The sequence below is a fragment of the Williamsia sp. Y844 genome (assembly GCF_056786475.1).
Genome location: NZ_JBXCJB010000001.1, coordinates 1,633,074 through 1,659,817 on the forward strand (window position 1 = coordinate 1,633,074; position 26,744 = coordinate 1,659,817).

Genomic DNA, 26,744 nt, shown 5'->3' on the forward strand with positions numbered 1-26,744 from the left:
GCACTGGCGCGATTCTCACCAGGCCGGCCGGGACATGGTGGTACAGCTTCGCATGACAGCGCAGTGGTCGACCACGATTTCGGGAGCGAAACATCCTGCTGCTGAGGCATTTTCGCACAGGCGGCCGCCACGCGGCACAGTCCTACCGCGAAGGTCTGCCACGCCCGACGCCACGCACGCCGCGAACTGCTTTCCGCGCGGCACGTCGGGTCACGTTGCGGATCGAAATGGGTGGGTTGGCCCGCAGTGCAGCCAGTTCTTCGTCGTGTCGGCGCTGGAGGTCGGCGATCTCGTCACTGTGCTGCGCACGCTGTTGCTCGAGCTGGTGTACGAGTTCGTCGCGATTGACGGCGGCCTCGGCCATCTCGTATTGCATGGCGAGAACGCGGGTGTACAGCGCAATCCGATTGTTCTCCATGGCCGCCAGCAACGGCGAATTGTTATAGGGTTCGAGCGCCTCACGGAGACGCTCCGCGCGCTCCACGTCTCCGGTTGGGTAGATGATCCCGAGTCCAAAAATTGCCGGCACCAAAGCGAACTCGTGCGTACCCGACGGTTGCGCTGCCAGTGCGTCTTCGACCGCGGTCAGCACGCCGTTGCGCTCACCCCCGGCCTCGACGGCGACTGTGAACTGACCGAGACCGACGAAACCCGCCGGAGTGACCTCGTCGTGCCACACCGTGGGCCCGTCATCACCGTGCTCGTGAACAGCCTCGGTATCGACCGCGTCGGCGTCGTAATACAGATCTCGCCGACCCCAGGGCCACAAGACGTCATGAAGTATGACGATCGCGTCGGGAGCCTTGGCCAGAATCCAGTCGAGTTCGGCACGGACGGTGGCGTAGTTGTGGTCACCGTCGAGTACGTAGACATCGCCACTCGGTATACCGTCGAGAATCTCCGGCGAGAACCCCTCCACCAGGTGGAGATTGGGGTTATCCGCCAGAGCATTTCGCATCTCCTCGGTCGGACTCGATTCGATGCAGTACACGTCGTTTGCACCGCGCTCGAGGTAGATCGAACTCGCGCCGCCGGATTCGACGCCCACCTCCACCACGATCGCCGGACGCGCCGCCGCGAAGACGCGGCCGATCACCTCGGAGAACAGGGTCAATGAGTGCAGAAGCAGTGGAGCCCTGCGCGCATTCCGCGCCTGGGCATGTGGATCGCCTCGATCCCCGAACTCAGGTGTCGTCACGGTCGTCGTCCTCTTCCTTCGGTGGAGGTGGCGGACTCCCGGCGCGAGTGACGATGCGGGCCACACCGGCAGCCAATGCCAGCGGCCCACCCGCCCGCAGTTCTTCCTTGGCGCGAGCGGTCAACCTGGCGAGTCGCGGTCCGGGTGGCGGTCGATGCTGCAGGCCCGACAACGACTGCGGGAGAACAGCAAACGCGATGGTGACCTGAGCGGTACTGACCGGAGCACCGGCCCGCGCGGCCAACGGTATCCACAGCGCCGAATGTGGGGCGTGGAACTCGACCAGATTGCCGCCCAGCCACGTCGATTCCGCGTACACCAGGCCGGAGAAGTCCCCGGGATGCTCCCAGCGCAGCGGTTCCGGCAACCGATGTCCGCCTGCGGTGACGGTGGCCTCGATCCAGTCCACCCGCACCAGCGCCGGACGCCCCGGGATCGCCAACGAGATGTCGGTCGCGTCGAACGCCTCGAAGTTCAAGCGCGCGAACGACAATCCGTTCCGGTTGATCCGCAACGGAACCTTCGGTCCGTCATGCCACTTGCCGTCGCCGGTCCGGAAACGCAGCACAGTCTCGCCACCCGGGTCGTCCGGTTCGAAGACCTCGGCCGGTACGGCACCCGAATTCACGGCCTCGGCAGCTGCGGCCAGCTTCGGATCCGTTGCCGCCAGAACCTGCGGCCAGAAAGAGTCCCGCATCAGGAGGTCAGTGACATCCCCCGGCGACATGTACCCGACGGCGGGTAGGAGATCCACCGGGACAACATGACTCACCAGATCGGAGCCGAAGTTGTCCTCGTGCTCCCACGCGCCGAAGACCGAGGCCTCGTCAGCAGTGGGCGAGATGATGGACGACGCCAGGATATTACCGAGCAGCGGCACCTCACCACCGTTGAACGCCGGCCACTCCGACAACGCCGAGGCGTAGCGAATCCATTCGCCCTGGAACGCGTGAACACCCTCGTGCAGGGCTGCGCGCGCGTGTATCTGGCTTGCCGAACCCGCTATCGGTCCGAGGATCGGTTCGCCCTCAGGGGTGAAGTCGAGCAGCGATCCGCAGAGGCTGCTCACCCCCTGTTCCAGAACCTCCGGACTTCGGATGAGGGGGCCGACGATCTCGACGGGTTCACCGGCGGAACCGAGATAGCCTTCCAGACGCAGACCACGCAGTGCGACCGCGGTACTGCGCGTGTCAGTCGCGAGGTACAGGCCTGCCGGTGTGATCGGAATCCCGGCCAGCTCCAAGGCCGTTGCCAGCTGGCTCTGGATGGTGGCGCCCCACCCCAGATCCACCAGCGTGAGATCGGTCGAGTCGAGTGCACCAACCGACCGCAGATGCGCGAGGAGCCGTTCTCGGGTGGCTGTTGCCGTGGTGGCGATCCGGTTGCGTATCGACGGAGACTCGGTCAGGGCGGTGGCCACGTCGTCGGCGATGATCCCGTTGTCGAGCACCGTGCCGAGCCGCGCCGACAACGCCGGGACGTCACCGGGCCGCAGCTGGAGGATGCCAAGCAAGCCGCCGATGGTCATACCGTGACGGCGCCGCATGAACTTGTGGATGCTGTCCTGATCGACGACTCCCAGTGCCGCAACCGATGTCAGATGCCGGGACAACCACACCGGCTTCGCGGTGACATCGAAGCCGTGTTGGCGGGCAGCGTTGTTGATCAGGGTCGAGAGCATCTCCCCTTCCCGCATCGGACACCAGAGCGTCGAGGTGCCCTCTTCGTGAGCCCGGCGCGCGGCCCATTCGGCAAAGCCGGTGAGCACCGGTCCGAGCACCGATGCGCCGTAACGCCACGTGCAGGCCACATCGGGCGCGACGGCATCGAGTTGCGCATCCTCGATCAACTTGGCGCGCAGGCTCGTGATGCCGAAGTCGCCCTGCGTCAGATCCAGACGAGGCGCGCTGGGACCAAACGGTCCGAGTGGGCTGCGCTCGCGGCGCAAGATCGGCTCGTATCGCTCACCGATTCGCGTGAAGTGCACGGTCCGGACACCCAACTTGCCGGGCACCGTCACATCCGGACGCTTGTTGTCGCCGATGTGCACGATCTGGCTTGGCACCACGCCCAGCGCCTTGACCACGATCTTCCACAGACCTTCGGCCTTGTCCACACCGTGCTCATGCGAGCGAAAGAACCTCGCGGACTTGAGCGGTTCAAGACCCGGCTGGTCGAGAAAGCGGTCGAGATGTTCCTGGAGGAAGTAGGTGTCGGACACCAGAACGATCGGAATCGAGTGCGTGTGAGCGGTGTTGATCACCGACGCGATGTCGAGGTCCGGAACCAGGGTCCGGTATTCCTCGGCGATCTCGGCCTCGACGTAGTAGTCGATGTCGCCTGCCAACATGATCGCGGTGGGCATCTCACGCCAGATGTCATAGATCGACACCTCGGGGCCGAGTGCTCCCCGTCGCTCCCGCGAATCCGATTCGGCCACGATCCGCATCCGGCGGAAGGTGGCGGCATCCACCCACGACGGTAAGGCGCCCTCTCTCGCCAGCCGTTCACCCAATACGGCGAACAGATCGGTCGGCCGCGGAACCCGCCGCCACAACACCGTGTCGAAGATGTCCAGCGATAGGACAGAACATGATCCGTCCTGCAGCATCTGCTGTACGTCTGAGAGGGTGGTCCGGCCGCGACGCACCACCTGGTTGTCGGATTCCATCACTTCGTTGATCAGGGCTCTGTCCAATCGTGTTCGTCTGGGTCCAGCCCATCCTAGTGACGCAACCCACTCATGGCGCGAATGACTGATTTGCCGGTCTCGAAACAATGGCGGTCCAGGTACAGAGTCTTGCAATCCAACATCGCGGACTGCGGATATCTCACCGGAACTCAAGTGGGCCAGCATGTTGATCACCGACCCGGTACCTGCAAGATGAGTGGCATGGGTGTCATCTATCTGGTTCGGCACGGTCAGGCCGGCGTCGACGAAAACGGCTACGGCAGTTTGACGGAACTGGGCCGCAGGCAGGCTCGCAACGTCGGCAGGACGCTTGCCGCCCGCGCAGGCAAGGTGAACTTCACGGTGTCGGGAAACCTCGCGCGCCAACTCGAGACGATCGAGGAGATCGTCGCGCAGTTCCCGAGCGGTGCAGCGCCGGAACCGGTGGTGAACCCGGGCTGGAACGAGTACGACCTCGAGCGCCTCGCCCAGACCCACGTGCCGCCCACCGGCAACGCACCCGAGGCCGCCTCCGCGCAGCGCGGGTTCCAGCGCAACCTGGACGGCGCGTTGATCGAGTGGGCGAATGCGGCTGACGGTTCGTATGCGAAATACCGCGACGGTGTTCGAGGGGCCCTGGCCCAGATCGCCGAACACGCCGGACCCGGCCAGGTGGCGATCGCGGCGTCGTCCGCCGGAACCATCGGCGCGGTGATCGCGGACCTCTGGGGCATCAGCCCGGAGAACTGGCCCGCGGTCTCCCGGACGATGGTGAACGCGTCGATCACCAAACTCCTCGTTGGCAGCTCGGGCATCAACGTCATGTCGGTGAACGATCACGCCCACGCCGACATCGATGACGACAACGAAGGCACCCGGCCGATGATGACCATGCGCTGACCGCAGACCGGGCGAGGGCTGATCAACGTTTGCCAGCGGCTGCGCTGGGCACACTGCGGATATGCAGCCGCAACGGACGCAGGCCCGCAACATCCTGGTCACCGGCGCCACCGGATACATCGGCGGGCGCCTGGCACCGCGATTGATCGAACGAGGGCACGATGTCCGGGTGCTGGCGCGAACACCGGACAAGCTCCGGGGTGCCCCGTGGGCTGAGCGCGCAACGGTGATCAAGGGAGACCTGTCGGATCCGGCATCACTGGCCGAGGCGTTCGACGGCGCCGACGTGATCTATCACCTGGTTCACTCCATGGGCGGGACCAAGGACTTCAAAGCCGAAGAGCAGCGCGCGGCCCGCAACGTGGTCGCAGCGGCCGAGGCCGCCGGAGTGAGTCGCATCGTCTACCTCAGTGGATTACATCCCACCGGCGTCGAGCTCTCGGAGCACCTCAGTTCACGCTCCGAGGTCGGCGAGATCCTGATGGACTCCGGCATCGAGACGATCGTTCTGCAGGCAGGCGTGGTGATCGGCTCGGGTTCGGCGTCGTTCGAGATGATCCGGCACCTGACCGAGCGTCTACCCGCCATGACCACGCCCCGGTGGGTGCACAACAAGATCCAGCCGATCGCGGTGAACGACGTCCTCCATTTCCTGGTCGAAGCCGCAACCGCCCCGGTACCGGAATCCCGGACCTGGGACATCGGTGGCCCTGATGTCCTCGAATACGGCGACATGATGCAGGTATACGCCGAGGTTGCGGGCCTCTCCAAACGACGAATCCTCGTATTGCCGCTGCTCACACCAACACTCGCGAGTCGATGGGTGGGCACCGTGACACCGATTCCCGGCGGGCTGGCCCGCCCGCTGATCGAATCACTCGAACACAATGCGGTCGTCTCCGAACACGACATCGCCACCGTGATACCGCCTCCCACAGCAGGATTGACACCGTACCGGAAGTCTGTCGAGCTGGCACTGGCGCGGATCGACCGCGGAGAGGTCGAAAGCACCTGGAAGAACGCATCACCCGACCATCCTCCTGCCGACCCGATCCCCACCGATCCGAAGTGGGCGGGTGAACAGTCCTACACCACCAGCCATTCCGGCAACTCGCTTGTCGACCCGGCACGGCTCTGGGAGGCGGTCGAAGCCTACGGCGGCAACAACGGCGAGTACTCCGGTCCTCGGCGATGGATGTGGAAGATTGTTTCGGCCGAACCCGGAAAGGCGCTGCGGCTCAGATCAACTCATAAGGTCCCGGGGTCCGCATGGCTCGATGTGGCCGTATCTGACACCGGGACCGGATCCCGCCTCGACCTGCGCACGGTGTTCTATCCGCGAGGTGTGGTCGGACGTGGCTACTGGTACGCGACGTTACCCGTCCACCGAAAAACGTTCGACACCATGGCAACCGATATCATCCAGCGGGCCGAAACCGGATCCTGACCCCGGCGACAAGGATTTTCATCCCTGCATCGAGGCAGGAGGACCATACTGAAGTGATGGAGAACGTTCCGGACCCTGGTGGTGAGGCGTTCGGCCGGCTCGCTTGGGAGACGGCGTACAAGTACCTGTCCGCGGCTGCCAATGACGCACCGCCGGGCGTCGACGATCTCGAGCGCCTCGCTGTCGCCGCCTATCTCACGGGACGATACGAAGAGAGCATCGACGTGTGGGAGCGGGCATATCAGGCAGCAATCACCTCGGGCGATGTCGTCCGGGCGGTGCGCTGTGCTGCGTGGCTGGCATTCGGCTTACTCAACCGTGGTGAGCTGGCTCGCGGCGGCGGCTGGGTCTCGCACGCGCAGCGACTGCTCGATGATGCGGATGTGCACGGTGTGGAGCGTGGATTCCTGGGCTATCTCGCCGCGGTGAGACTCCATTTCGAAGGCGACACCGACGGCGCTCATCGAGGTTTCGTCGAGGCCTGCACGACGGGCGAACAATTCGACGATCCCGAACTGGTCGCGCTGGCGCGGGTCTGCGTCGCGCGGTGCCTGATCGAAAGGGGTGAGGTCACAGAAGGAGTGGCATTGCTCGACGAAGTGATCGTTGCGATTGCCGCACAGCAGGTTTCACCGATCGCCATCGGCGACATCTACTGCATGGCAATCGACGGTTGCCATGAACTCTTCGACCTCCGGCGCGTGCAGGAGTGGACAGCGGCGTTCAACCGGTGGTGCGAGAACCAGCCCGAGCTTGTGCTCTACCACGGTCAATGCCTCATCCACCGCGCCGAGATGATGATGCTGCACGGCCGGTGGACCGATGCCGCCGACGAGGCCGAGCGGGCATTCGACCGGTTGTTCAGCCACCCGGCCGTCGGCGAATCACTGTATCTGCGAGCCGAGTTGCACCGACTGCGCGGAGAGTCGGCATCCGCAGAGGTCGCGTACCGACAGGCGAACCGCCAGGGTCGGCAGCCGCATCCGGGGCTGGCGCTGCTACGCCTGGCCCAAGGCGACGTGGACGGGGCAGGTGCGGCGATCCGGAGGGCGCTTGCCGAGGCCACGCGTCCGGCCGAACGGGCGGCCCTGCTGGCCGGCTACGTCGAGATCGTCCTCGCCGGTGGTGATGCGCTCGCCGCTCGGGCCGGGGCCGACGAACTGGCGTCGCTCGCCACCATGTGGAGCACAGCCTTCCTGCGCGCCGCCGCCGACCACGCGACCGGCGCCGTACTCCTCGCCGACGGGTCACCAGCGCAGGCCCTGATCGCCCTGCGTCGTGCCGTCGAGGGGTGGCGCGACTTGGGCGTGCCGTACGAACGGGCCCGGGCCATCGTGTTGATCGGTCGTGCCTGTCACCGGCTCGGTGACTCCGATGGCGCCGAGATGGAGTTCGCGGCGGCCCACGCCATCTTCGCCGAGCTTCGTGCGACCACCGACCTGCACCGACTCGAGGTGACCACGACGTCTACGCGGCAGGGGTCGGCATGCGGACTGAGCCCCCGCGAGCTGGAGGTGCTCTCGCTCGTGGCCACCGGCGCGACGAACCGAGCGATCGCCGCCGACCTCGTGATCAGCGAGAAGACCGTGGCCTCCCATGTGAGCAGCATCTTCACCAAGCTGGACCTGTCGTCGCGGGCCGCCGCAACGGCCTACGCGTATCGGCACGACCTCATCTGACCAGCCCACCACGCCGAGACTGCGTCCCTCCGCAGAATCACCTACTCGCGCCGGGGTCGAAAATCAGTGATTTGTCCGATGTGGTCGAGCTGTGTGCTTCGTACGGTTGTTTCACACCACCAACCCACGGGAGACATCATGAGTGACGCAGATATCGCCGTTGTACGGCGTTTCACCACACACGGATGCGTCGCAGGCAAACTCGACGTGATCGACGAGGTCTTCACCGAAGACTTCGTCAACCACGACCCGATGCCCGGGCATGACACCGGCCGGGAGGGTATGCGGCAGACGATCCAGATGCTGAACGACGGGTTGTCCGACCGGAAGATGGTGCTCGACGAGTACCGGTCGGCAGGCGACACCGTCGTCCAGAACGCTCTGTTCGGCGCGATCCATACCGGCGAGATGCTGGGTGTTCCCGCGTCGGGCAACGAGGTCATGGTGCGCGGTATCGAGATCTGGCGCGTTGCCGACGGTCAGATCACCGAACGGTGGGGCGTGATCGACGTCGCTGGTCTGCTCGCCCAATTGGGCGCCACCACCGCGGCGGCCGGGGCGACGTCGTGATGTCCGCCGTCGACATTGCCGACCGGCCACCGACGAGCGAGGCGGTCACGATTCTCGACGGCGTGGCGGCGATGGCACCGTCCATAGCCGATCGCGCCCGCGAGATCGAGGCGGCCCGACGAATGCCCGCCGATCTACGTGCGGAGCTAGACGCTCTGGGATGCTTTCGAATGCTGTTGCCACGCAGCCACGGTGGGCTCGGTATCGAGTTGCCTTCGGCGATGAAAGTCCTCGATGCACTGGCGCAGGCCGACGGGTCGGTGAGCTGGACGGTGGGGATCGCCGCAAACGGCTGGCTCGACGCGAGCCACCTCTCACGCGGAGCCTTCGACACCCTCTACGCCGACGGGCCGACGGTCATCGTCGGCGCTTTCAACCCGAGCGGGGTGGCGGTGCGCGAGGGTGACGGCTACCGGGTCAACGGTCGCTGGGCCTTCGCCAGTGGCTGCCAGGACGCGCACTGGCTGTACGGCAACTGCATGGAAGGCGACGGCTCTGACGGATCGGATCCGCAGATCCGATTTGTTGTGTTCTCGCCCGAGCAGGTCGAGATCGAGGACACCTGGGACGTGTCGGGGCTCTGCGGCACGGGCAGCCACCATTTTTCGGCTCGAGACGTCCTCGTCCCCGCGGAACGGACCTGCCTCATCATGGTCGACGAACCGTGTCTCGACGACCCACTGCTGCGCATCCCGGTTCCGGCCTTGATTGCGCTCCAAATCGCCAGTGTCGCAGTCGGTATCGCGACCGGAGCACTCGCAGACGTCGTCACCCTGGCAACGCGAAAGGTGCCGCTGCTTGGCCCGTCAACGCTGGCCGCGAACCCGCTGTTCCAGTACCAGCTGGGTAACGCCGATGCCACGCTGCGCGCCGCGCGCAGCCTGTTGTATGCCGATGCCGCCACGACCTCGGCGAGGGCTCGGGCCGGCGACGAGTTCACACCGGAGTTCCGGGCGCACCTGCGCGCGGCGTGTACGTGGGCGGTGGCAACTGCGGTCGAGGTGGTCGACACCGCATACACGGCCGGGGGTGGCACCTCGCTGTACTCCGATCACCCACTCCAGCGCAGGCTGCGCGACGTTCATGCGATCACCCAGCATTTCCTCGTAAAGCTCGACAGCCTCACAACGGCGGGTGCGATACTTGCCGGACAAGACGTCGACCTCACCGTCTTCTGACGCACCGGGTCCGGTGCGCTGATGCGGTGGCGGAGGTGGTCACCATGCACGGTGACGGAGTACGTGTCCTGATCGTCGGCGCCGGTATCGCCGGTCCTGCCACCGCACGCTTGTTGCATGACTGGGGCGCGGCCGTCGAGATCATCGAGCGGGCCCCGACCCCGGATCCCGGGGGCACCGGAATCTACTTGCTGGGCAACACTGTTCGAGCGCTCGAGGCCATCGGACTCGCGCGCCCGGTGGTCGGCCTCGCCGTTCGAATTTATCGCCAGCGCACAGCCGACCACCGTGGTCGTCTGCTGTTCGACGTCGACGTCGACGAACTCTGGGACGGGATCGGATCGTGCCTGGCCATGCCCCGTGCCGACCTGAACCGAGTGTTGATCGACGGGGTCGCCGATGTGCCGATTCGATGGGGTGACTCACCACAGACCATTGATTCGGACGGAACCGACATCACGGTGCGAACGACCGCGGGCCATGTCGGCCACTACGACCTCGTCGTGGGCGCCGACGGTGTGCACTCCACGGTTCGCAGACAAGTCTTCGATGTCGACCCGACCGCGCCGGTCGGCCAGTACGCATACCGCTTCCTGACGGAGTGGGACGGCCCGCCCGGGCTGTGGTCGGTGCGGCTCGGGCCGGGTTCGGCATTCCTGATGATCCCGATCGGCCAGGGTCAGGTGTACTGCTACTGCGACGGGCCGATCAGCGATCCGGTGGTTCCGCTGCGAAATGTGCTGTCGGACTTCGCTGAACCGGTCCCGACCCTGCTCGATGCGCTGGACAAGAGGGGCCCGGAAGCGGTGCATGCCGGGCCGGTCGAGGAGGTCGTGCTCGACCGGTGGTCGCGCGGAAACGTCCTACTCATCGGCGACGCCGCCCACGCCACCTCCCCCAACATGGCTCAAGGTGTCGCGATGGCCCTCGAAGACGCCACCGTCCTGACCGAATCCCTTTCGGCAGCAACGAATATCACCGAGGCACTGGCGGCATTCGAAAAGCGCCGCCGCCCGCGGACGGACTGGGTCCTCGCGCAGACCCATCGCCGCGACCACGCACGCAACCTGCCACCGATGATCCGCAACGTCGTGCTCCGCCGGGCCGGCAAGCGCATCCTCCACGCGAACTACCGGCCTCTGCGCGACATCCCATGAGCCACGGCAGTTTCGACCCTCAGGCCCGACCGAGGCTGGTTCCCGGTCGAGTCAACACGACGCCGGGAAGTACTGCGTAGCGGGACAACTGCGTCACCGCCATCGCGATCGTCGCGACATCGGCCGCGGTGATCATCTCCTCCGGCGGGATCGTGGTCCAGGACGACATATCGGTGTTCACATATCCGGGAGAGATGGTCGATGCGGACACACCTCGCCCGGACTCCTCCAGATTGAAGGTCTCGCACAACGAGATCAGCGCGGCCTTGGTCGCGCCGTATGCCGCGAGTTCCGGTTCGGGATGAACTCCGGTGATCGATGCGATGGCGATGACCTTTGCGGCCCCGGCCAATTCGGCCGTGCTGCGCAGCGTCGGGAGCAGCATCTGCAGCAACACATACGCCGACCGCACGTTCACCTGATACAACTTGTCGAAACGGCGGGCGGGCAGGTCGCTGATCGGACCCTTTTGGCCCATACCGGCATTGAGTACCAGCGCATCGAGGCGACCGTACTCGGTGACGTGCATCGCGGCCAGATGCATCAGCTGCTCTTCGTCGGCGGCGTCCGCGGTCACCACTTCGATGCGCCCACCGAAGGTGTTGGTCAGCCGGGTTGCCAGCTCCTGCAGCGGCTCCGGACTCCGCGCGCTGATCGTCAGATCCCAGCCATCGGCCGCGAACCTCGACGCGATCTCGGCGCCGATACCCCGTGAGGCACCGGTCACCAACGCGACTTTACGACCCTTGTCCTGCTCTCCCACCGAGACCTCAGCTCTTGTTGTTGATCGCCCGCAGGCCGGCCGCCATGAACTCGCCCGTTGCGGCGGCGGCACTTTCGGCACCGTCGCCGGACGACGAGCCACTGCGTGCCCGGTGGGTGATGCCCTCACCGATCACACCGAGCTTGAAGTTCGCCAGCGCCAAATAGAAGTTCCAGTCGGACAATTCGCGACCGGACGCTTTCGCGTACCGCTCGGCGAGGTCGTCCGGCGACGGATAGCGGTCGCTCGTCCATGCCGCGTCCATGCCGAGCACCGCGTCGAAGATCGGCGCGCGGTAGACGCACATCAGGGCCACGTCGGTGAGCGGATCGCCAAGCGTCGACATCTCCCAGTCGACCACGGCCTTGATCTTGCCCGGATCATTGGCGTCGAGAATCGTGTTGTCGACCCGGAAATCACCGTGGACAATCGAGTTGGACGTCTGCTTCGGAATCGCTTCACTCAGTGCCGCATGCAGTTTGGCGACATCGTCGAGTTCGCGGGTCTTCACGTGTTCCCACTGGCGCGCCCAGGTCTTGACCTGCCTGGCCACAAACCCGTCGGGCCGACCGAACTCGCCGAGGCCCACGGCCTGGTAGTCCACCGCGTGCAGGTCAGCAAGCGCCTGGATCAGGCCGTCGACATTCCGCTCGACATCGTCGTCGGTGAACGCCTTGAGGTCGTCTGCGCTACGCACAACTGCACCGTCGACGAACTCGACAACGGTGAACGGCGCACCGAGCACTTCGCCTTCCTTGTCGAAGGCGACGGTGCCCGCCACCGGGACCGCGGTGTCCTGCAATCCGTTGGTGACCGTCCATTCGCGGTTCATGTCGTGCGCCGATGGCGTCAGTCCGCCGGTCGGTGGGCGCCGAACAACCCAGTGCGAGTTGTCATCTCGGACCGTGAATGTCAGGTTCGACCGCCCGCCGCTGATCAGCTCGACCACCAGATCGCCTGAGACCGGAACACCACGCTCGATCAGGAACGTGCGGAGCTTGGCGACATCCATCCCGGGCAGCGAGGTCATGACGCCTTCCCGGCGGCGATGGCCTTCTTGGTCCTGCCCACGGCGCGCTTGGCGATGGCCCAGCGGTGCACCTCGGACGGACCGTCATAGATCTGGAACGGACGGAGCTCACGCTGCAATCGGGCCAGCGGCAGCTCATCGGAAACGCCCATGCCGCCACACATCTGGATCGAACGGTCGACCACTCGGGAGAATGCCTCGGCACCGAACGTTTTCGCAATCGAGGTCTCATCGCCGGCATTGGAACCCTGATCGAGGGCCCAGCAGGCCTTGACCAGCAACGCCCGGGCAGCGGCGAGGTCGATCTCGTTGTCGGCCACCATTTTCTGGATCATGCCGAGGTCGCCGAGCTTGCCGCCGAATGCCTCGCGCTGTGCGACGTAGTTCAGCGCAACGTCGTGCGCCCGGTTGGCACTACCCATCCAGCGCATGACGTGGGTCATCCGGGCCGGTCCCAGACGGACCTGCGCGTAGCGGTAGCCCTCGTCGACCTCACCGAGGACATCCTCGTCGGGGACGAACACGTCGCGGAATGCGACCTCGCAATGCCCGCCGATCATCGCCCGGTCGATCGTGTTGATGTGGCGTCCGACGGTGATGCCCGGAGTACCTGCCGGGGCGAGGAACATCGTTGCTCCGCCGCGATCGCCGGGGGCACCTGCCGTGCGGGCCATGATGATGAAGAATCCGGCGCCGTCGGCTCCGGTGATGAACCACTTGTCGCCGTTGATCTTCCAGCCGCCGTCGACCTTGGTCGCCGCGGTGCGCAGAGCTGACGGATCGGCACCGGCACCGGGTGCGGGTTCGGTCATGGCAAACGCCGAACGCTGGTCACCGGCGGCCAGCGGCGCGAGGTACTTCTGTTTCTGCGCGTCGGAGGCGATGTGGGCCAGCATGTGCACGTTGCCCTCGTCGGGGGCACCGATGTGCAGGGCGATGGGCCCGAAGACCGAGTAGCCGGCCGCCTCGAAGACCGGCGCGCGGTCCGACATGTTCAATCCGAGACCGCCGTATTCAACCGGGGCGTGCGGTGCGAAGACACCTGCCTCACGGGCACGAGCGCGCATCTCGAGCCGGCGCTCGTCGCCACCGGCCGCGGTGATGTCGCCGGCGAACTCATCCTCGATCGGCAGCACGTAGTCGCGAACGAAGACGTTCGTCTTCTTGATGATGTCCTCGACCTGGGGATCGTAGGAAAGCTGAATCGCCATGGGCACCTCCTTGTGCGCGGTGCTCGGCGATCCGGAACCCGGCCCGACCGAGCGATCGTTCGGTAGTTGGGGATCACCGTGCCATGCCGGGACCGGGGTGGTCAAGCCGCCCGGTTCACTGCGCCCCGGGCATGACTCCCACCATCTGCCGTGCGATCAGCAGATATCGAGACACCAACTCGTCGGGACCGAGGCGTCCCCGTGGCCGGTACCACGTCGAAACACCGACACACATGGTGGCGACGGCCCGCGCAGCATCCTTGGGATACGGGCACACGAAGTCCCCCGTCGCCACGCCTGCCTCGACGATGTCGTCCACCATCCGTTGCTGGCGGTCGCGGAGCGCGATGTACTCGAGACGGAAGTCCGGTTCGAGGCTCCGGGTCTCGGTGGAACCGACAAACGCCCGCGCCCGGCGGTACATGTGGAACCGGAGGAGCGATTCGACCACCGCGTCGAACTGCTCCAAGGGCGCAGGACCGGCTTCGGCCAACGCGGACTCCGAACGGTCCAGGAGATCGCTCATCGTCCGCTCGAGCAGCCCCTGCAACAGCGACTGCTTGGACGGGTAGTGGTGATAGAGGCCCGGCACGCTCAGACCGGCGCGAGCAGCGATGTCACGTACCGACGTGCCGTGGTAGCCGTGCTCGGCAAATGCCGAGAGCGCAGCAGCGAGGGGGACCGGGAGGTCTTCCTCATCCCCGTACTGTCGCCACGCACCGGAGCTCCGCGCACCATCATCGCTGGCGTGCGACGTCGGATCGACCCCGGAGTTCATGGATCTCAACCTAGCTTGTCGCGCCGTCGGCCCCATGCGCACGCACCGACTCACGAGCCCGATTGGTGATCCGTCCCGATGATCCGGCAAGCTGAACCGATGCAGGCCGACCCCAATTCGTCCCGGCCTGGTTCCGTCGGTATCAGTTCGTCACTGACGCTCCTGTTTGCCCTCACCTGCGGCCTATCGGTCTCGTCGCTGTATCTGCTGCAACCGGTCCTCGACGCGATCCGCGCGGACTTCGCCGTGAGTACCGCCACCGCAGCACTGGTGGTGACCGCCGCGCAGCTCGGCTACGTCATCGGCATGCTCCTCTTGGTTCCGCTCGGCGACCTGTGGAATCGAAAGCTGTTGGCGCCCAGCATGATGGCCGCGTCCGCAGGCGCCTTGCTACTGAGTGGACTGGCCCCCGGATTCATCGCACTGTTCGCGACATCGGTCCTGGTCGGGATCAGCGCGGCCACCGCGCAACTCGTCATCCCCTGGTCGTCGTCTCTGGCACTGCCCTCCGACCGCGGCCGCGTGGTGGGTGTGGTGATGAGTGGATTGCTGATGGGCATCCTGCTCGCCCGCCTGGTCAGCGGCCTGATCGCCGAGTTCGGTGGCTGGCGATCGGTGATGTTCGCCTGCGCCGGACTGATGGCGGTCCTTGCGGTCGTCGTGTATTTCATGGCGCCTCCCGACGCCGCCCGGCCGCATCAGCCGTACGGGCAACTGCTCCTGTCGGTGGCCCGGATGGTCCGCACCGAGACGATGCTGCGCCAGCGGATGGCACTGGGATTTCTGACGATGTTCGGATTCAGCGCGATGTGGACATCGACGGCATTCCTGTTGTCCGGCAACCGCGGTGAGCACTTCGACTACTCCGAATCGGCGATCGGTGCCTTCGGGTTGGCCGGGATCGCCGGCGCCGCGGGCGCACCGCTGATCGGCAAGCTCGCCGACCGCGGACATCTGCGCCTTGCAACAACTTCGGCGTGGCTTGTCACCATCGCGGGCTGGTTGCTGCTGGCGTGGCCCGGCACCCCGCTGGCCGCCTTCATCATCGGGCTCGTGGTGTTCGACCTCGGAGCGCAGGCTTCACAGCTGTCGAACCAAACCGCCATCTATTCACTGGCGCCCGAGGCCCGCAGCCGCGTGACCACCGCCTACATGGTCACGTATTTCACCGGCGCGGTTGCCGGTTCGGTGTGCTCGGGATTTGCCTATGCAGGTGGCGGCTGGGGCGCGTTGTGCCTGATCGGGATCGGCGTCTCGACCCTCGGCCTGCTGTTGTGGGTCGGCTTCGACCGCTGGAACAACCGCCGGCTCAGTGGTTCTGATCAGCCCGCTGCGGAAGCAACTCCGACACCGCGCCGTACATCATCGTGACACATAGATCGACGAGTTCGTCTGTGCTGCAGTCGATCCTGCCATCGATCCAGGCGGACAGGACCTGCCCGAACCCGCCGACGTAGAAGTGGGCGGCGCCCTGCACCTCGGGTCCGTTGTCCTCGGCGCCCGAATTCTGCATGGTCAGCGCCGCGAACATCAGGATGGTGTCCATGCGCTTACTGGCGAGTTTGCCGCTCAGCAGGGTCTGCGAGAACAGCACCCGCCCGCGCCTACGGTCGGCATCGATCCGGTCGACGATGACCCGCACGACCGACGCGATCTGGTCGCGGGTCGATCTGCCGCCTGCCAGCACGGCCTCTTGCGCAGCCGCCGCGATGTCGAGTACGACCTCGTCGTACGTGGCCGCGACCAGCGCGTCTACATCCTCGAAACTCTCGTAGAAATACCTGGCCGTCAGACCGGCCCGCCGACAGACCCCGCGCACGCTGATCAGCCCGCCGTCGGGCGAACCGAGGATGTCCAAAGCTGCGTCCACCAAAGCAGCCCGGCGCCGTTTCACCCGGTCTGCTCCGTTTTCGCCGCCATATGGGCGCAAGGGGTCAGCCATCCTCCCATCTTGTCACCTCGTGTTCTACACCATTGACTTTCGGTCAACGGGTCGGTTGAATAAAAGCGACAACGCACGTAGTCACAATGTTCGCGGCGAGAAGGGCAGACAATGACGTCTGGGATCATCGATGGAAGCAGCGCCCGCTCTGCGGAGACACTCACACCGCTGTGGACCCGGGACGAGGCTGACCGCGCTTCCGGAGACCTGCTGGAAATGCCCGGCATCTCGGCTCTCGCCGGTGCGGCAAATGTGATCATGCAACTTGCGCTGCCTGCGGTTGGTTACGGCGTCGCCGAGAGCAAGGTCGACTCCGGCAACCTGTTCAAGCACCCGCTCAAAAGGGCCCGCACCACGCTGTCGTACTTGGCGGTCGCGGTCAACGGGACCCCTGCGGACCGCAAGGCCTACCGCAAGGCGATCGGCCACGCCCACGCCCAGGTCAAGTCGAGCGCCTCCAGCCCGGTGAAGTACAACGCCTTCGACCCGAACCTGCAGTTGTGGGTTGCCGCCTGCCTCTACAAGGGCTGGGAGGACATGCAATACCTCTACGGGGATCCCGAGGCAGTCACCGAGGAGGCCTACCAGCAGGGCGCTCTCATGGGCACCACGCTGCAGATGCCCCGCGACATGTGGCCGGCGACTCGTGCCGACTTCCAGGAGTACTGGGACACCACCGTCGCCGCACTGGAGATCGACGACACAATCCGCGAGTTGCTGCTGTCGATCTCCAAGTTCGAGTTCCTGCCGCGGCCGTTCTCCTTCGTGATCGGCGGCTACGGTCTGTTCGTCACCACCGGCTTCCTGCCACCCGAGTTCCGCGACAAGATGGGCTTGGCCTGGTCCGATCGGGACCAGCGGATGTTCGACATCCACAACCAGCTCGCCCGGGCCGTGGCGACCCGACTACCGAAGCCGTTGCGCGCCTTCCCCTTCAACACCTACCTGTGGGATGTCCGGCGCCGGATCCGGACGGGCCGCGCCCTGACCTGACCGGACCGGCCTATCCGACCTGCGGATAGAGCGCCTCGATGGGACCGGCCAGGCCCGCCTTGACCGCAATGCTCACGTCGTCGGCCAACACTTCGCTTGCACCGGCCTCGAGGCCGGCGTAGGCGGCGCGAATCACGTCCGCGGGATCGTTCTTCGGGACGTCGACGCCTGCAATCATCGGGGTGTCGGTGTAACCCAGATGCAATCCCAGCACCTGCGTGCCCTGCGAGGCCAGTTCCAATCGCAGCACATTCGTTGTCATCCACAGCGCCGACTTGGACACGCTGTACGACCCACCAATCGCCAACCAGCTCAACACCGAATGAACGTTGAGCACCGCGCCGCCACCGCGGGACGCGAGTGCGGGCGCGAACGCCTTGGTCACCAGCAGCGGTCCATACACATTCGTGTCCATCAGCCTCCGGATCTCCGAGATCGACTGATCGAGAAGCCTTCCGGGGAGAATCGTTCCGGCGTTGTTGATCACGACGTCGACGTCGGGCGCCTGCTGTGCCGCCGTGGCGATCGACTCCTCATCGGTGACGTCGAGGCGTAGCGGCACGATCCGATTGTTATCCCAGTCCCGTGGATTCCGGGCCGCCGCGTAGACCTTGTTTGCTCCCAGCGCGATTGCCTGATTGACGAATTCCGTTCCCAGGCCGCCATTTGCGCCGGTGACCAGCACGGTCGCATCCTTCAGTTTGACCATGTGCGTTTCTCCCTTCGCGATCAGAGGTTGACCGCTCTGTCGAGACAGTACACCTCTGACTATTGTTTGCAATAGTCAGGAATTCCTCTCAGATCACCCTCTTCAACGAAGCCGGTGTCAGATCAGCGACGCTCGTGTGGCCCGACAGCCCCAGCGTCAGATCCAGTTCGGCGATGATGTTGGCCACGACGTCGCGGGCACCATCGGCGCCGGCCAAAGCCAGCCCATACATGTGCGGCCGACCCACACAGACCGCATCGGCACCGAGTGCCAGCGCCTTGAAAGCATCGGCGCCTCCCCGAATTCCCGAGTCGAGCAACACTTTTGCGCGCCCCTGCACCGCGGCCACAACGTCCACCAGCGCGTCGACCGATCCGATCGCCCCATCAACCTGCCGACCACCGTGGTTGGACACCAGAATCCCGTCGATCCCCAGATCTACGGCCTGCAGGGCATCGTCGGGATGCAGGATGCCCTTGAGCACGATCGGTAGCGATGTGCGCTCACGAAGCCCGGCGATATCTGCCCAACTCAGCGAGGGGCGCGAATAGATCTCCAGGAATGTCTGCACCGATTCCCGCGGAACAGGTGAAAGCAGGTTGCGCACAGCACCTCCCGGCGTATTGCGTGCCATCGAGATCAGGGACTTGATGGCGCCGACGGTGATCTGCGGTCGCTCCCGCGGGAGCGCTGCCGCGATCCGCTCGCGGACGATGTCGATGAACCGTGGGTCCGAGGTGTACTGGTCGATCCCGAGCCCCTGGGCAAAAGGCAACGACCCCAGGTTGAGATCCTGAGGACGCCATCCCAGCATCGTGGTGTCGAGAGTGACGACTATGGCCGCGGCCCCGCATTTTTCGGCCCGATTCAGGAAGCTGTCGACCAGGTCCTCGTCGGTCGACCAATACAGCTGATACCACCGCGGCGCACCGGCTGCGACCTCATCCATCGCAGCCGCGGTCTGTTCCATCGGCACACTGCCCTGGCTGGAGAAGATATACGGAACGCCGATCTCTGCAGCGGCACGTCCGATGTGAATGTCGGCCTGCGGGTACGCCAGAGCACCGGCTCCCACGGGAGAGAACAAGATCGGCGCCGACAGTTGCTGCCCGAAGAGTTCAGTTGCCAATGTCCGCTTCGATACATCTCGCAGCATGCGGGGCACGATCGCCCACCGGTCGAAGGCCTTGCGATTGGCCGACATCGTGCCGCCGTCACCGGCGCCACCGGCCACGTAAGCCCATGCCTTCGGTGACATCTTCTTCTTCGCTGCCCGCTCGAGCGCTTCAAAATTGGTTGGCACCTGAGGTTTTCGGCCAAAGACACCGTCCGAATAGATGGCGTTCTGCCGGGCCCGGCCCACCGAATCCACCCCGCCTGCCGAATCTGAAGCGTCGCTACTCATCGCTCCACCGTAGTGACACCGGGTTGCGGAGAACAATGGTTGACGGAACACGGCACCAGGGGCACGGTGGAGGCACAGACTCGCGAACCCGAGATCGATTCTCGATGAGGAGAGATATGACAAACGCGACCCGTATCGTGCTGGCCGAGCGGCCGCACGGTGAACCCAAGGACTCCGATTTCCGTTTCGAGGAGTTTCCACTGCGTGAGCCACAGGACGGCGAGGTCTCGTTGCAGACGCTCTACCTCTCCCTGGACCCCTACATGCGCGGCCGGATGAGTGCCGCGAAGTCGTACGCGCCACCGGTCGAGATCGGCGACACCATGGTCGGCGCGACGGTGTCCCGCGTCATCGAGTCCACCGTCGACCGATTTGCACCGGGCGATGTGGTGCTCGGTTACGGCGGTTGGCAAACCCATTCGGTGGAGCCTGCCAAGCAACTGCGGCGTCTCGACCCGAAAACGAACCCGCCTTCAACCGCGCTGGGCGTCCTCGGCATGCCCGGGTTCACCGCGTATTCGGGGCTGCTGACCCTCGGCAAACCCAAACCCGGCGAAACCGTAGTGGTGGCGGCTGCGGCGGGACCGGTGGGATCAGCCGTCGGCCAGATCGCAAAGATCAAGGGAGCGCGCGCCGTTGGCATCGCCGGTGGTCCCGAGAAGGTCGCCTATCTGGTCGATGAACTCGGATTCGATGCCGCGGTCGACCATCGCGCCGACAACTTCGCCGAGCAGTTGGCCGCAGCCACACCCGACGGCATCGACGTGTACTTCGAGAACGTAGGCGGCGCGGTGTTCGACGCAGTGCTGCCTCGGATGAATCTCTACGGCCGGATCCCGGTCTGCGGACTTGTCGCCAACTACAACCTGACGTCACTTCCCCAAGGCCCGGACCGGACCGGGCAGCTGATGGGAATCGTGCTGGCCCAGAGCCTGACAATCCGCGGATTCATCCAGACCGAATTCGCCGCCGAACAGATGCCGAAGTTCCTCGAGGAGGCCTCCGGATGGGTCGCCGACGGTTCGCTGAAATACCGGGAAGACATCACCGACGGCTTCGAGAACGTCCTCGACGCATTCCGCGGACTGCTCAAAGGACGCAACTTCGGCAAGGCCCTGGTCCGCGTCGCCAGCTGATCCCGACCCCCAGACCCCAGACCCCAGACCCCAGACCCGAAAGTGTGCCCTTTTGGCGAACAAAAGCCCAGGTGGGCGCCGCCAAAAGGGCACACTTTCGGGGTGCGGGGGTGAGTTGGGGCGGTCGGGTCAGCGCAGGCGTTTGGGCACGACCATCGGCAGATCGGTCACCGGATCGGGCACGACCACGGCGTCGAGTCCGAACACTTCCCTGATCAGGTCGGCGTTCACCACGTTCTCGGGACGGCCCTGTGCAACGATCCGGCCACCCGACAACGCAACCAGGTGATCGGCAAACCGGCAGGCCTGGTTGATGTCGTGCAGCACCGCGATGATGGTCCGGCCCGCATCCCGCAGGGACGAACAGAGCTCGAGCAGCTCATATTGGTGGGTGATGTCCAGGAACGACGTGGGCTCGTCCAACAGGAGGTAGGACGTATCCTGCGCCAGCACCATCGCGATCCAGACCCGTTGCCGCTGACCGCCGGACAGCTGTCCCACCTGACGCTCGGCGAGGTCGGTGACGCCGGCCTGCTCCATGGCGCGGTTCACCGCCTCCTCGTCATCGGGTGACCACATCGACAACACCGACTGATGCGGGAATCGTCCACGACGCACCAACCCGTGGACCGTGATGTTCTCCGGTGCCACCAGATCCTGTGGCAGAAAAGCGATCTGCCGCGCCACCGATTTCGGTTTGATCGAATTGACGTCCGCCCCATCGAACTCGATGATGCCGTCGACGGGTTTGAGCAGCCGCACCATCGCTCGCATCAGTGTCGATTTGCCGCAGGCATTGGGGCCGACGATCGCGGTGAACGCGCCGTCCGGGATGTCGAGGTCCAGACCGGTCGACACGACTCGCCCCTCGTATCCGAGCGTCACGCCACGCACCCGCAGTCGGGACGGTCTGGTCCAGGCCGTCGACCCGGCCACCTTGTCAACTGTCACTGTCCCAATCCTTTTCGTGCGCTCTTGACCTCTTTGACCAGCAGCCAGAGGAGGTAGGTTCCGCCGATGGCGGTGGTGACCACACCCACCGGCAACGACACCGGCGCCAACAACAACTGCGCGATGAGGTCGGCGGCCAGCAACAGCACCGCACCGGTGAACGCGGCCGGAATCAGTGCCACCCCTGCGGACCCGGCAAGTCGGCGCCCGATCTGCGGCGCTGCCAGTGCGATGAACACGATCGGTCCTGCCACCGCGGTCACAGTCGCAGTGAAGATGACGCCGACCCCAACCAGCAACAGCCGCAACCGATTCAACTGCACACCACTGGTGACGGCCAGATCGCTGCCCAACGTCGACTGATGCATCGGTGACGAGACCGCCATCAGTGCCAGCACCATCACCCCGATGATGACAGCCGGTAGCACGAGCTCATCCCAGTCCACCCCGTTGATCGACCCGGCATTCCAGCCCGCCGCAGCGATCGCCACATCGAGTTCGGCGCGCAGAATAATCCACGAATTGACCGCTGTGAGCATGGCATTGAAGGCGATGCCGACCACTATGAGGGTCACCCCACCACGCCCGGATCCGAGCGAGAACGCGTAGATGAGGGCGGCGGTGGCCAGGCCTCCGATCACGGAACTCACTGCCAACTCACCCGAGGTGCCCGACAGCACGGTGATCGCAACCAGCGCACCGGTGTACGCCCCGGCGTCGAGGCCGATGACATCCGGGCTGCCGAGTGGATTGTTGGTCAGATTCTGAAAGATGGCTCCTGCCAACCCGAGTGCGCCGCCGAAGACCAGTGCGGCAACGACTCGGGGCATCCGCCAGTGGGTGATCACAAACCAGTCGTCGCCACGCCCGACCAATGCTTGCAACACCGTAACCGGCGATGACCAGTCGCTGCCGTAGCTCAGTCCGACGAAGGCGAGTATGACGGCGAGGAAAGCCATGGTCGCACAAGCAGTCACACCACGTCGCTCGGCGCGTAGCGTCACCTTGCCGGTGCGGAGAACTATCGCGCTCACAGTGTCATCGCTCCGAACTTCCTGACAACCCAGATCAACATCGGCCCACCCAGGAATGCGGTCACGATCGCGACCGGAACCTCACCGGTCGGCAGCAGCAACCGGGCGATGATGTCCGACGCGACCAGGAGGATCGGTCCCACCAGCATCGAGTAGCCGATCAACCAGGGCACCGACCCGGCAGCCAGTTGACGCGCGAGATGCGGAACGATGAGTCCGACAAAGACAATCGGACCGGCGATCGCGGTTGCCACCGCCGCCAGCATCGTCACCAAGAGCACCACGATCGTGCGGGTCAGGCCAACCCTGGTGCCCAGCGAATGCGCAACGGTCTCACCCAGCGCGAGGGTGTCGAGCGAGCGCGTCATCATCATCGCCGCGATCAGACATCCGATGATGATCAGAATCGGGATCATCAAATCGGCCTGCTCACGGCCCGCCAGCGAGCCCACCGACCAGAATCGGTAGCGGTCGAACACGTCCGGCTTCATCAGACGCAGGCCCAACGAAATGCCCGACAGCACCGCGGTCAGCGCCACGCCTGCCAGGATCAGGTGCAGCGGAGAGGTGCGCCCAACGGCATAGACGGCAACGGACGCGATCAGCGCACCGACGAACGAGAGCAACACGATCGGGATCTGGCCCTGGACATCCCACAGGGCAACACCGACGGTCAACGCAAATCCGGCGCCTGCCGTGACACCGAGGATCCCCGGTTCTGCCAATGGATTTCGTGTCATCGCCTGGATCAATGCGCCGGATGTGCCGAGTGCTGCCCCGACCACGAAGCCGAGTAAGGTCCGCGGCAATCGCACGTCCCGAACGACGATGTGGCTGTCGTCGGTACCGGCATAGTCGGTGAATGCCGCCCAGACCTCGCCCGGCGCAGTGGTGCGCGCCCCCACGCACAGGCTCAACACCATCAGCAGAAGCAACGCCAGCAGCAGAGTTCCGGTGATCGCGGTGTTACTCAGACGCCGACGCGGACGCGCCGTGGCAACCGTGGTTGTCACACTCGCGCCCGCGCTCGAACGGTCCGAACCGAACTAGTGGTCGTGATCATGATCGTGGTGGTCGTGATCGTCGTGGTCGTGATCGTGGTCGTCGTCTTCTTCGTCGAGGTCCACCTCGTCCTCTGAGACGCCGCGTTTCCAGTAGCCGGTGATCAGCTTGTCGAGATCCCGACGACTGCGCAGCGGCTTGATGTCCCCGGCTTCGCCTGCGGCAAAGAGGAACACCCGACCGGGCGGCAGATCCAGCGCGTTGACCGTGTCGGCCAGCAACGATGAGCCCGCCGGACGGATCAGCCACCGGACCCGAACATCGCTTCGCGTCGCCAACGGGTACTGCTGGTGCTCGGGGTTCGTCACCTCGACGACCACATCGGCCGATACATCCTGCGGTGACTCGTCGAGCCACCGAGCCACAGCAGGCAGGGCGGTGGCGTCGACAGCAAAGACGTAGTGGTCATAGTTGTGCGGAAAAGTCTGGGCGCCAGGTGGTCCGGCCACCACCACCGGATCACCCGGCGTGGTGCCCGTCGCCCAATCCGATGCCAGACCGCCTTCATGCACCACGAAGTCGAGGTCGAGTTCGAGCAACTGCGGGTCGAACCGGCGAATCGTGTACTTCCTGGTCGTCGGATACGGCAGCGGCCAGTCCAGTTCCTGTTTCGCGTTCCGGGTCGGGATCCGAACCGTGCCATCGGCGTCCGCGAAGATGACCTTCACATGGTCATCGGCCTGATAGGTGTGGAAGCCGGCCAGTGCCTCACCCTGAAGCGTCAGGCGAAGCATGCCCGGTGACACCATTGTTCGGCGCTTGACGGTGACCGTGCGAATACCGATCGGGTATCCGATGCGTGCCAAGCGATCACCGGATCGATGATGGGTGGCAACGCGCTCGGCCGGATCGACGCGGCTTGTCCTCACGACGCAGCAGGGGCCGCCGACGGTGCCGGCTCCAGCAGTGGCGCCAACGCCGCGTCGATCGCGTCGAGGGTCTGCATCGCAGATGCGTAGGTCGCCGCCTCGGTGTACTGCAAGCCGTAGACCTGACCGGCTTGAACTGCAGGCAGATTCTTGAACAGCGGCGAATCGAGGACGTACTGGACCTCTGCATTCGGCTTACCGTCATCCCCGAGGGTGTAGGTGATCACCTGGGCGTCACCGAGACTGGCCGGAATCTCCTCGATCGACGGGTACTCCGAGACGGCAGCTGCGCCGTTGCCCTTCTCCTTGACCTCTCCGTAGTAGGTCACGCCGAGGTCCTGGGCGACATTCGTGCCCCACGATCCGCCGAACTCGCGCATGAAGTCACCGGCAGCGGAGTCTCCATATGCTCCGACATGCCCGAACTGCAGCGATCCGAGCACACCCGCGTACTTCTCTTTGAGGGCAGCGGCCTTCTCTTCGTAGGCCGCCTTGTCGGCCGCATAGGTCTCGCTTTCGCCTGCGGCGTCGAGCTGACGGGCGGTCATCTCTCGCCACGCCGACGGCACGCCGGGGGTGATGGCGACCACCGGGGCGATCGATTCGAGTCGCGCAATGTCGATGTCGCCGAGTGCGGGCTTCGGTACGCCGATCACGATGAGGTCCGGTCGCGCATTGGCGATCGCCTCGTAGTTGGTCTCGGCTGCCGATTCGCCTGCCACCTTCTCCAGCTCGTTGTACTCGGCCAGATCCTCTTCAGACATCAGGTCGGTGCCGCGCTCCCAGGTCGAGATGCCCACCAGCGATGCGTCCGACTCGACCAGTGCCGGGACCGCGTAGCCGGTCGCAACGATGCGCTCGGGGTTGACCGGGATCGTGATGTCCCCGTTGTCGGCGACAAAGACCCTGGTCTCGGCGCTATCGGAGCTGGAATCGTCGCTGCCACATGCGGCGGCGCCCAGGACCAGGCCGGCCGAGATGGCGACTACGCCCAGGCTCTGCCAATTCTTGTGAGCGAACATCTGCACTTCCTTCTACTACACGGAAAATCGTGATGCGTACCCCACGGCCGCATCCGAACACCAGCTGAGGTTAGCCTTACATGGCTACCTCACGGCTACTTTGAGAGGACACTTCGTGACGCTCGGAGGACAGTTCGATCGCTCCGCGACACCCGGCGTTTTCGGGGCCGCTGCCGACCCGTTGTGGGTTGAGGAATACGGGTACGGTTTGGGACCCACCACCGGGATCCGGATCTTGAAGTACGCATCGGGCGGCGCCCTCGAGATCGCGAGATCTCGCAGCGACTTCGTCCACCAGCTGTACTGGACACCGGACGGAATGCTGTCGGTCCGCCACGGCAACCGGACAGAGTTCATCGGCAACAAAGAAGCGTTATGGGCACGGCGCGGCGTCACCCACGAGGTGTTCGCCTCCCGCAAGCAGATCGTCTACCGCGTGTGCCTGCGCGAGACGCCGGCGAATCTGAAAGACCTGCGGGTGGCTGCGGTGTCGACGAACCTTCAGGCCCGTCGCCTGATCGAGCAGATCGCCAGGCCCGGGCAGGACGAAGGCGAGGCGCTGGCCGCACGGGCTCTGATCATGACCGGCCTCGGCGACACCCATCGCGACCTTGCGGGCCGACACCCGATTGGCGCGCCGGTCAGCCGCAGTGCAGGTTTTGCCGACACCATCGCCAGCACGTTGCTGCACGATCCGTCCGACCAGACCAGGCTCGACGAGTGGGCCACCCGACTGCACACCAGCACCAAGACCCTGCAGCGCGACTTCGTCCGCGAGTTCGGGGTGCCATTCTCACAGTGGCGCACCAAGATCCGACTCGAGGCCGCGGTCGTTCTGCTCGAGACGAGTTCGGTGACCGAGGTCGCCCATCTGGTCGGCTATGCGAGTGTCCCGGCGTTTGTGTCCGCGTTCGCCCGCGAGTACGGACACACACCGGGACGGTTCGTCACCCAGATGACCGACACCGCCTGACCTCCGCCAATCCCCCACCCCCAAACGCTCCAGGTATACGAAGACGATCCACATATATGTGGATCG

At 65.1% G+C, this 26,744-nt stretch carries 24 protein-coding genes; 10 read left to right on the forward strand and 14 right to left on the reverse strand.

The genetic code is table 11. The features are described from left to right. Positions 1-142 precede the first annotated feature (142 nt). Together AC1TQG_RS07210 and AC1TQG_RS07215 are read right to left on the reverse strand one after the other, a co-directional pair. Complete coding sequence (locus AC1TQG_RS07210; protein ID WP_482136245.1) at positions 143-1,198, reverse strand: class I SAM-dependent methyltransferase; 1,056 nt, start codon at positions 1,196-1,198, stop codon at positions 143-145. Continuing rightward, positions 1,185-3,869: an HAD family hydrolase gene (locus AC1TQG_RS07215; RefSeq protein ID WP_482136246.1), complete on the reverse strand. Its 2,685-nt coding sequence runs from the start codon at positions 3,867-3,869 to the stop codon at positions 1,185-1,187. Before AC1TQG_RS07215 ends, AC1TQG_RS07210 begins: the two co-directional genes overlap by 14 nt. A gap of 222 nt (positions 3,870-4,091) precedes the next feature. On the opposite strand from AC1TQG_RS07215, the gene AC1TQG_RS07220 reads away from it, so the two are divergent. The 6 genes from AC1TQG_RS07220 (at position 4,092) to AC1TQG_RS07245 (ending at position 10,800) form a co-directional block, all read left to right on the forward strand. Beyond that, positions 4,092-4,769 (forward strand): histidine phosphatase family protein, encoded by a 678-nt coding sequence (locus tag AC1TQG_RS07220; RefSeq protein ID WP_482136247.1) that lies wholly within the window; start codon positions 4,092-4,094, stop codon positions 4,767-4,769. 61 nt (positions 4,770-4,830) lie between these two features. Further along, positions 4,831-6,216, forward strand: coding sequence for a DUF2867 domain-containing protein (locus AC1TQG_RS07225; protein WP_482136248.1), 1,386 nt, complete (start codon positions 4,831-4,833; stop codon positions 6,214-6,216). A gap of 56 nt (positions 6,217-6,272) precedes the next feature. Next, complete coding sequence (locus AC1TQG_RS07230) at positions 6,273-7,895, forward strand: LuxR C-terminal-related transcriptional regulator (protein WP_482136249.1); 1,623 nt, start codon at positions 6,273-6,275, stop codon at positions 7,893-7,895. Between the two features lie 138 nt (positions 7,896-8,033). Continuing rightward, the gene (locus tag AC1TQG_RS07235; RefSeq protein ID WP_482136250.1) at positions 8,034-8,465 is read left to right on the forward strand and encodes an ester cyclase; all 432 of its coding nucleotides are present in this window, start codon (positions 8,034-8,036) and stop codon (positions 8,463-8,465) included. After that, positions 8,465-9,643 (forward strand): acyl-CoA dehydrogenase family protein, encoded by a 1,179-nt coding sequence (locus tag AC1TQG_RS07240; protein ID WP_482136251.1) that lies wholly within the window; start codon positions 8,465-8,467, stop codon positions 9,641-9,643. Before AC1TQG_RS07235 ends, AC1TQG_RS07240 begins: the two co-directional genes overlap by 1 nt. Positions 9,644-9,687: 44 nt before the next feature. After that, positions 9,688-10,800, forward strand: coding sequence for an FAD-dependent monooxygenase (locus tag AC1TQG_RS07245; RefSeq protein WP_482136252.1), 1,113 nt, complete (start codon positions 9,688-9,690; stop codon positions 10,798-10,800). Positions 10,801-10,819: 19 nt separating this feature from the next. On the opposite strand, the gene AC1TQG_RS07250 is transcribed toward AC1TQG_RS07245, so the two are convergent. The 4 genes from AC1TQG_RS07250 to AC1TQG_RS07265 form a co-directional block, all read right to left on the reverse strand. Then, positions 10,820-11,563 (reverse strand): SDR family NAD(P)-dependent oxidoreductase, encoded by a 744-nt coding sequence (locus AC1TQG_RS07250; RefSeq protein WP_482136253.1) that lies wholly within the window; start codon positions 11,561-11,563, stop codon positions 10,820-10,822. Between the two features lie 7 nt (positions 11,564-11,570). Further along, positions 11,571-12,593: a phosphotransferase family protein gene (locus AC1TQG_RS07255; RefSeq protein WP_482136254.1), complete on the reverse strand. Its 1,023-nt coding sequence runs from the start codon at positions 12,591-12,593 to the stop codon at positions 11,571-11,573. Further along, on the reverse strand, positions 12,590-13,804 hold the full coding sequence (locus tag AC1TQG_RS07260) for an acyl-CoA dehydrogenase family protein (protein ID WP_482136255.1): 1,215 nt from the start codon (positions 13,802-13,804) through the stop codon (positions 12,590-12,592). Before AC1TQG_RS07260 ends, AC1TQG_RS07255 begins: the two co-directional genes overlap by 4 nt. A 115-nt stretch (positions 13,805-13,919) precedes the next feature. Further along, positions 13,920-14,582 carry a TetR/AcrR family transcriptional regulator gene (locus tag AC1TQG_RS07265; RefSeq protein WP_482136256.1) on the reverse strand — a complete coding sequence of 221 codons (663 nt, stop codon included), beginning with the start codon at positions 14,580-14,582 and terminating at the stop codon, positions 13,920-13,922. A gap of 78 nt (positions 14,583-14,660) precedes the next feature. Here AC1TQG_RS07265 and AC1TQG_RS07270 point away from each other — a divergent pair, with 78 nt between their 5' ends. Then, entirely contained in the window at positions 14,661-15,953 is a 1,293-nt protein-coding gene (locus tag AC1TQG_RS07270) for an MFS transporter (protein ID WP_482136257.1), read from the forward strand. Here AC1TQG_RS07270 and AC1TQG_RS07275 read toward each other — a convergent pair. Continuing rightward, positions 15,892-16,524: a TetR/AcrR family transcriptional regulator gene (locus tag AC1TQG_RS07275; protein ID WP_482136258.1), complete on the reverse strand. Its 633-nt coding sequence runs from the start codon at positions 16,522-16,524 to the stop codon at positions 15,892-15,894. The genes AC1TQG_RS07270 and AC1TQG_RS07275 overlap by 62 nt on opposite strands. Positions 16,525-16,635: 111 nt before the next feature. On the opposite strand from AC1TQG_RS07275, the gene AC1TQG_RS07280 reads away from it, so the two are divergent. After that, complete coding sequence (locus AC1TQG_RS07280) at positions 16,636-17,517, forward strand: oxygenase MpaB family protein (RefSeq protein ID WP_482136259.1); 882 nt, start codon at positions 16,636-16,638, stop codon at positions 17,515-17,517. Positions 17,518-17,527: 10 nt separating this feature from the next. Here the strand turns inward: AC1TQG_RS07280 and AC1TQG_RS07285 are convergent, their stop codons facing one another. Continuing rightward, positions 17,528-18,226 carry an SDR family oxidoreductase gene (locus AC1TQG_RS07285; RefSeq protein WP_482136260.1) on the reverse strand — a complete coding sequence of 233 codons (699 nt, stop codon included), beginning with the start codon at positions 18,224-18,226 and terminating at the stop codon, positions 17,528-17,530. An 88-nt stretch (positions 18,227-18,314) separates the two neighbouring features. Further along, the gene (locus AC1TQG_RS07290; RefSeq protein WP_482136261.1) at positions 18,315-19,631 is read right to left on the reverse strand and encodes an alpha-hydroxy-acid oxidizing protein; all 1,317 of its coding nucleotides are present in this window, start codon (positions 19,629-19,631) and stop codon (positions 18,315-18,317) included. 116 nt (positions 19,632-19,747) lie between these two features. Here AC1TQG_RS07290 and AC1TQG_RS07295 point away from each other — a divergent pair, with 116 nt between their 5' ends. Further along, entirely contained in the window at positions 19,748-20,767 is a 1,020-nt protein-coding gene (locus AC1TQG_RS07295) for an NADP-dependent oxidoreductase (protein WP_482136262.1), read from the forward strand. Positions 20,768-20,896: 129 nt separating this feature from the next. On the opposite strand, the gene AC1TQG_RS07300 is transcribed toward AC1TQG_RS07295, so the two are convergent. The 5 genes from AC1TQG_RS07300 to AC1TQG_RS07320 are packed head-to-tail and all read right to left on the reverse strand — an operon-like array spanning position 20,897 to position 25,705. Continuing rightward, positions 20,897-21,718, reverse strand: a complete 822-nt coding sequence (locus tag AC1TQG_RS07300; protein WP_482136263.1) for an ABC transporter ATP-binding protein — start codon at positions 21,716-21,718, stop codon at positions 20,897-20,899. Then, positions 21,715-22,752: a FecCD family ABC transporter permease gene (locus AC1TQG_RS07305; protein WP_482136264.1), complete on the reverse strand. Its 1,038-nt coding sequence runs from the start codon at positions 22,750-22,752 to the stop codon at positions 21,715-21,717. The genes AC1TQG_RS07300 and AC1TQG_RS07305 overlap by 4 nt, the downstream gene beginning before the upstream one ends. Then, positions 22,749-23,765, reverse strand: a complete 1,017-nt coding sequence (locus AC1TQG_RS07310) for a FecCD family ABC transporter permease (RefSeq protein ID WP_482136265.1) — start codon at positions 23,763-23,765, stop codon at positions 22,749-22,751. The genes AC1TQG_RS07305 and AC1TQG_RS07310 overlap by 4 nt, the downstream gene beginning before the upstream one ends. 33 nt (positions 23,766-23,798) lie before the next feature. Next, the gene (locus AC1TQG_RS07315) at positions 23,799-24,683 is read right to left on the reverse strand and encodes a siderophore-interacting protein (protein WP_482136266.1); all 885 of its coding nucleotides are present in this window, start codon (positions 24,681-24,683) and stop codon (positions 23,799-23,801) included. Next, positions 24,680-25,705 carry an ABC transporter substrate-binding protein gene (locus AC1TQG_RS07320; protein ID WP_482136267.1) on the reverse strand — a complete coding sequence of 342 codons (1,026 nt, stop codon included), beginning with the start codon at positions 25,703-25,705 and terminating at the stop codon, positions 24,680-24,682. Before AC1TQG_RS07320 ends, AC1TQG_RS07315 begins: the two co-directional genes overlap by 4 nt. A 115-nt stretch (positions 25,706-25,820) precedes the next feature. Between AC1TQG_RS07320 and AC1TQG_RS07325 the strand changes: the two genes are divergently transcribed. Then, positions 25,821-26,678, forward strand: a complete 858-nt coding sequence (locus AC1TQG_RS07325) for a helix-turn-helix transcriptional regulator (RefSeq protein ID WP_482136268.1) — start codon at positions 25,821-25,823, stop codon at positions 26,676-26,678. Positions 26,679-26,744 lie beyond the last annotated feature (66 nt).

Excerpts from the sequence above, each read along its gene's own strand:
- AC1TQG_RS07215 (WP_482136246.1), bottom strand. The coding sequence starts at position 3,869 with ATGGAATCCGACAACCAGGTGGTGCGTCGCGGCCGGACCACCCTCTCA.
- AC1TQG_RS07220 (WP_482136247.1), top strand. The coding sequence starts at position 4,092 with ATGGGTGTCATCTATCTGGTTCGGCACGGTCAGGCCGGCGTCGACGAA.
- AC1TQG_RS07225 (WP_482136248.1), top strand. The coding sequence starts at position 4,831 with ATGCAGCCGCAACGGACGCAGGCCCGCAACATCCTGGTCACCGGCGCC.
- AC1TQG_RS07230 (WP_482136249.1), top strand. The coding sequence starts at position 6,273 with ATGGAGAACGTTCCGGACCCTGGTGGTGAGGCGTTCGGCCGGCTCGCT.
- AC1TQG_RS07235 (WP_482136250.1), top strand. The coding sequence starts at position 8,034 with ATGAGTGACGCAGATATCGCCGTTGTACGGCGTTTCACCACACACGGA.
- AC1TQG_RS07240 (WP_482136251.1), top strand. The coding sequence starts at position 8,465 with ATGTCCGCCGTCGACATTGCCGACCGGCCACCGACGAGCGAGGCGGTC.
- AC1TQG_RS07245 (WP_482136252.1), top strand. The coding sequence starts at position 9,688 with ATGCACGGTGACGGAGTACGTGTCCTGATCGTCGGCGCCGGTATCGCC.
- AC1TQG_RS07255 (WP_482136254.1), bottom strand. The coding sequence starts at position 12,593 with ATGACCTCGCTGCCCGGGATGGATGTCGCCAAGCTCCGCACGTTCCTG.
- AC1TQG_RS07260 (WP_482136255.1), bottom strand. The coding sequence starts at position 13,804 with ATGGCGATTCAGCTTTCCTACGATCCCCAGGTCGAGGACATCATCAAG.
- AC1TQG_RS07265 (WP_482136256.1), bottom strand. The coding sequence starts at position 14,582 with ATGAACTCCGGGGTCGATCCGACGTCGCACGCCAGCGATGATGGTGCG.
- AC1TQG_RS07270 (WP_482136257.1), top strand. The coding sequence starts at position 14,661 with ATGATCCGGCAAGCTGAACCGATGCAGGCCGACCCCAATTCGTCCCGG.
- AC1TQG_RS07275 (WP_482136258.1), bottom strand. The coding sequence starts at position 16,524 with ATGGCTGACCCCTTGCGCCCATATGGCGGCGAAAACGGAGCAGACCGG.
- AC1TQG_RS07280 (WP_482136259.1), top strand. The coding sequence starts at position 16,636 with ATGACGTCTGGGATCATCGATGGAAGCAGCGCCCGCTCTGCGGAGACA.
- AC1TQG_RS07285 (WP_482136260.1), bottom strand. The coding sequence starts at position 18,226 with ATGGTCAAACTGAAGGATGCGACCGTGCTGGTCACCGGCGCAAATGGC.
- AC1TQG_RS07290 (WP_482136261.1), bottom strand. The coding sequence starts at position 19,631 with ATGAGTAGCGACGCTTCAGATTCGGCAGGCGGGGTGGATTCGGTGGGC.
- AC1TQG_RS07295 (WP_482136262.1), top strand. The coding sequence starts at position 19,748 with ATGACAAACGCGACCCGTATCGTGCTGGCCGAGCGGCCGCACGGTGAA.
- AC1TQG_RS07320 (WP_482136267.1), bottom strand. The coding sequence starts at position 25,705 with ATGTTCGCTCACAAGAATTGGCAGAGCCTGGGCGTAGTCGCCATCTCG.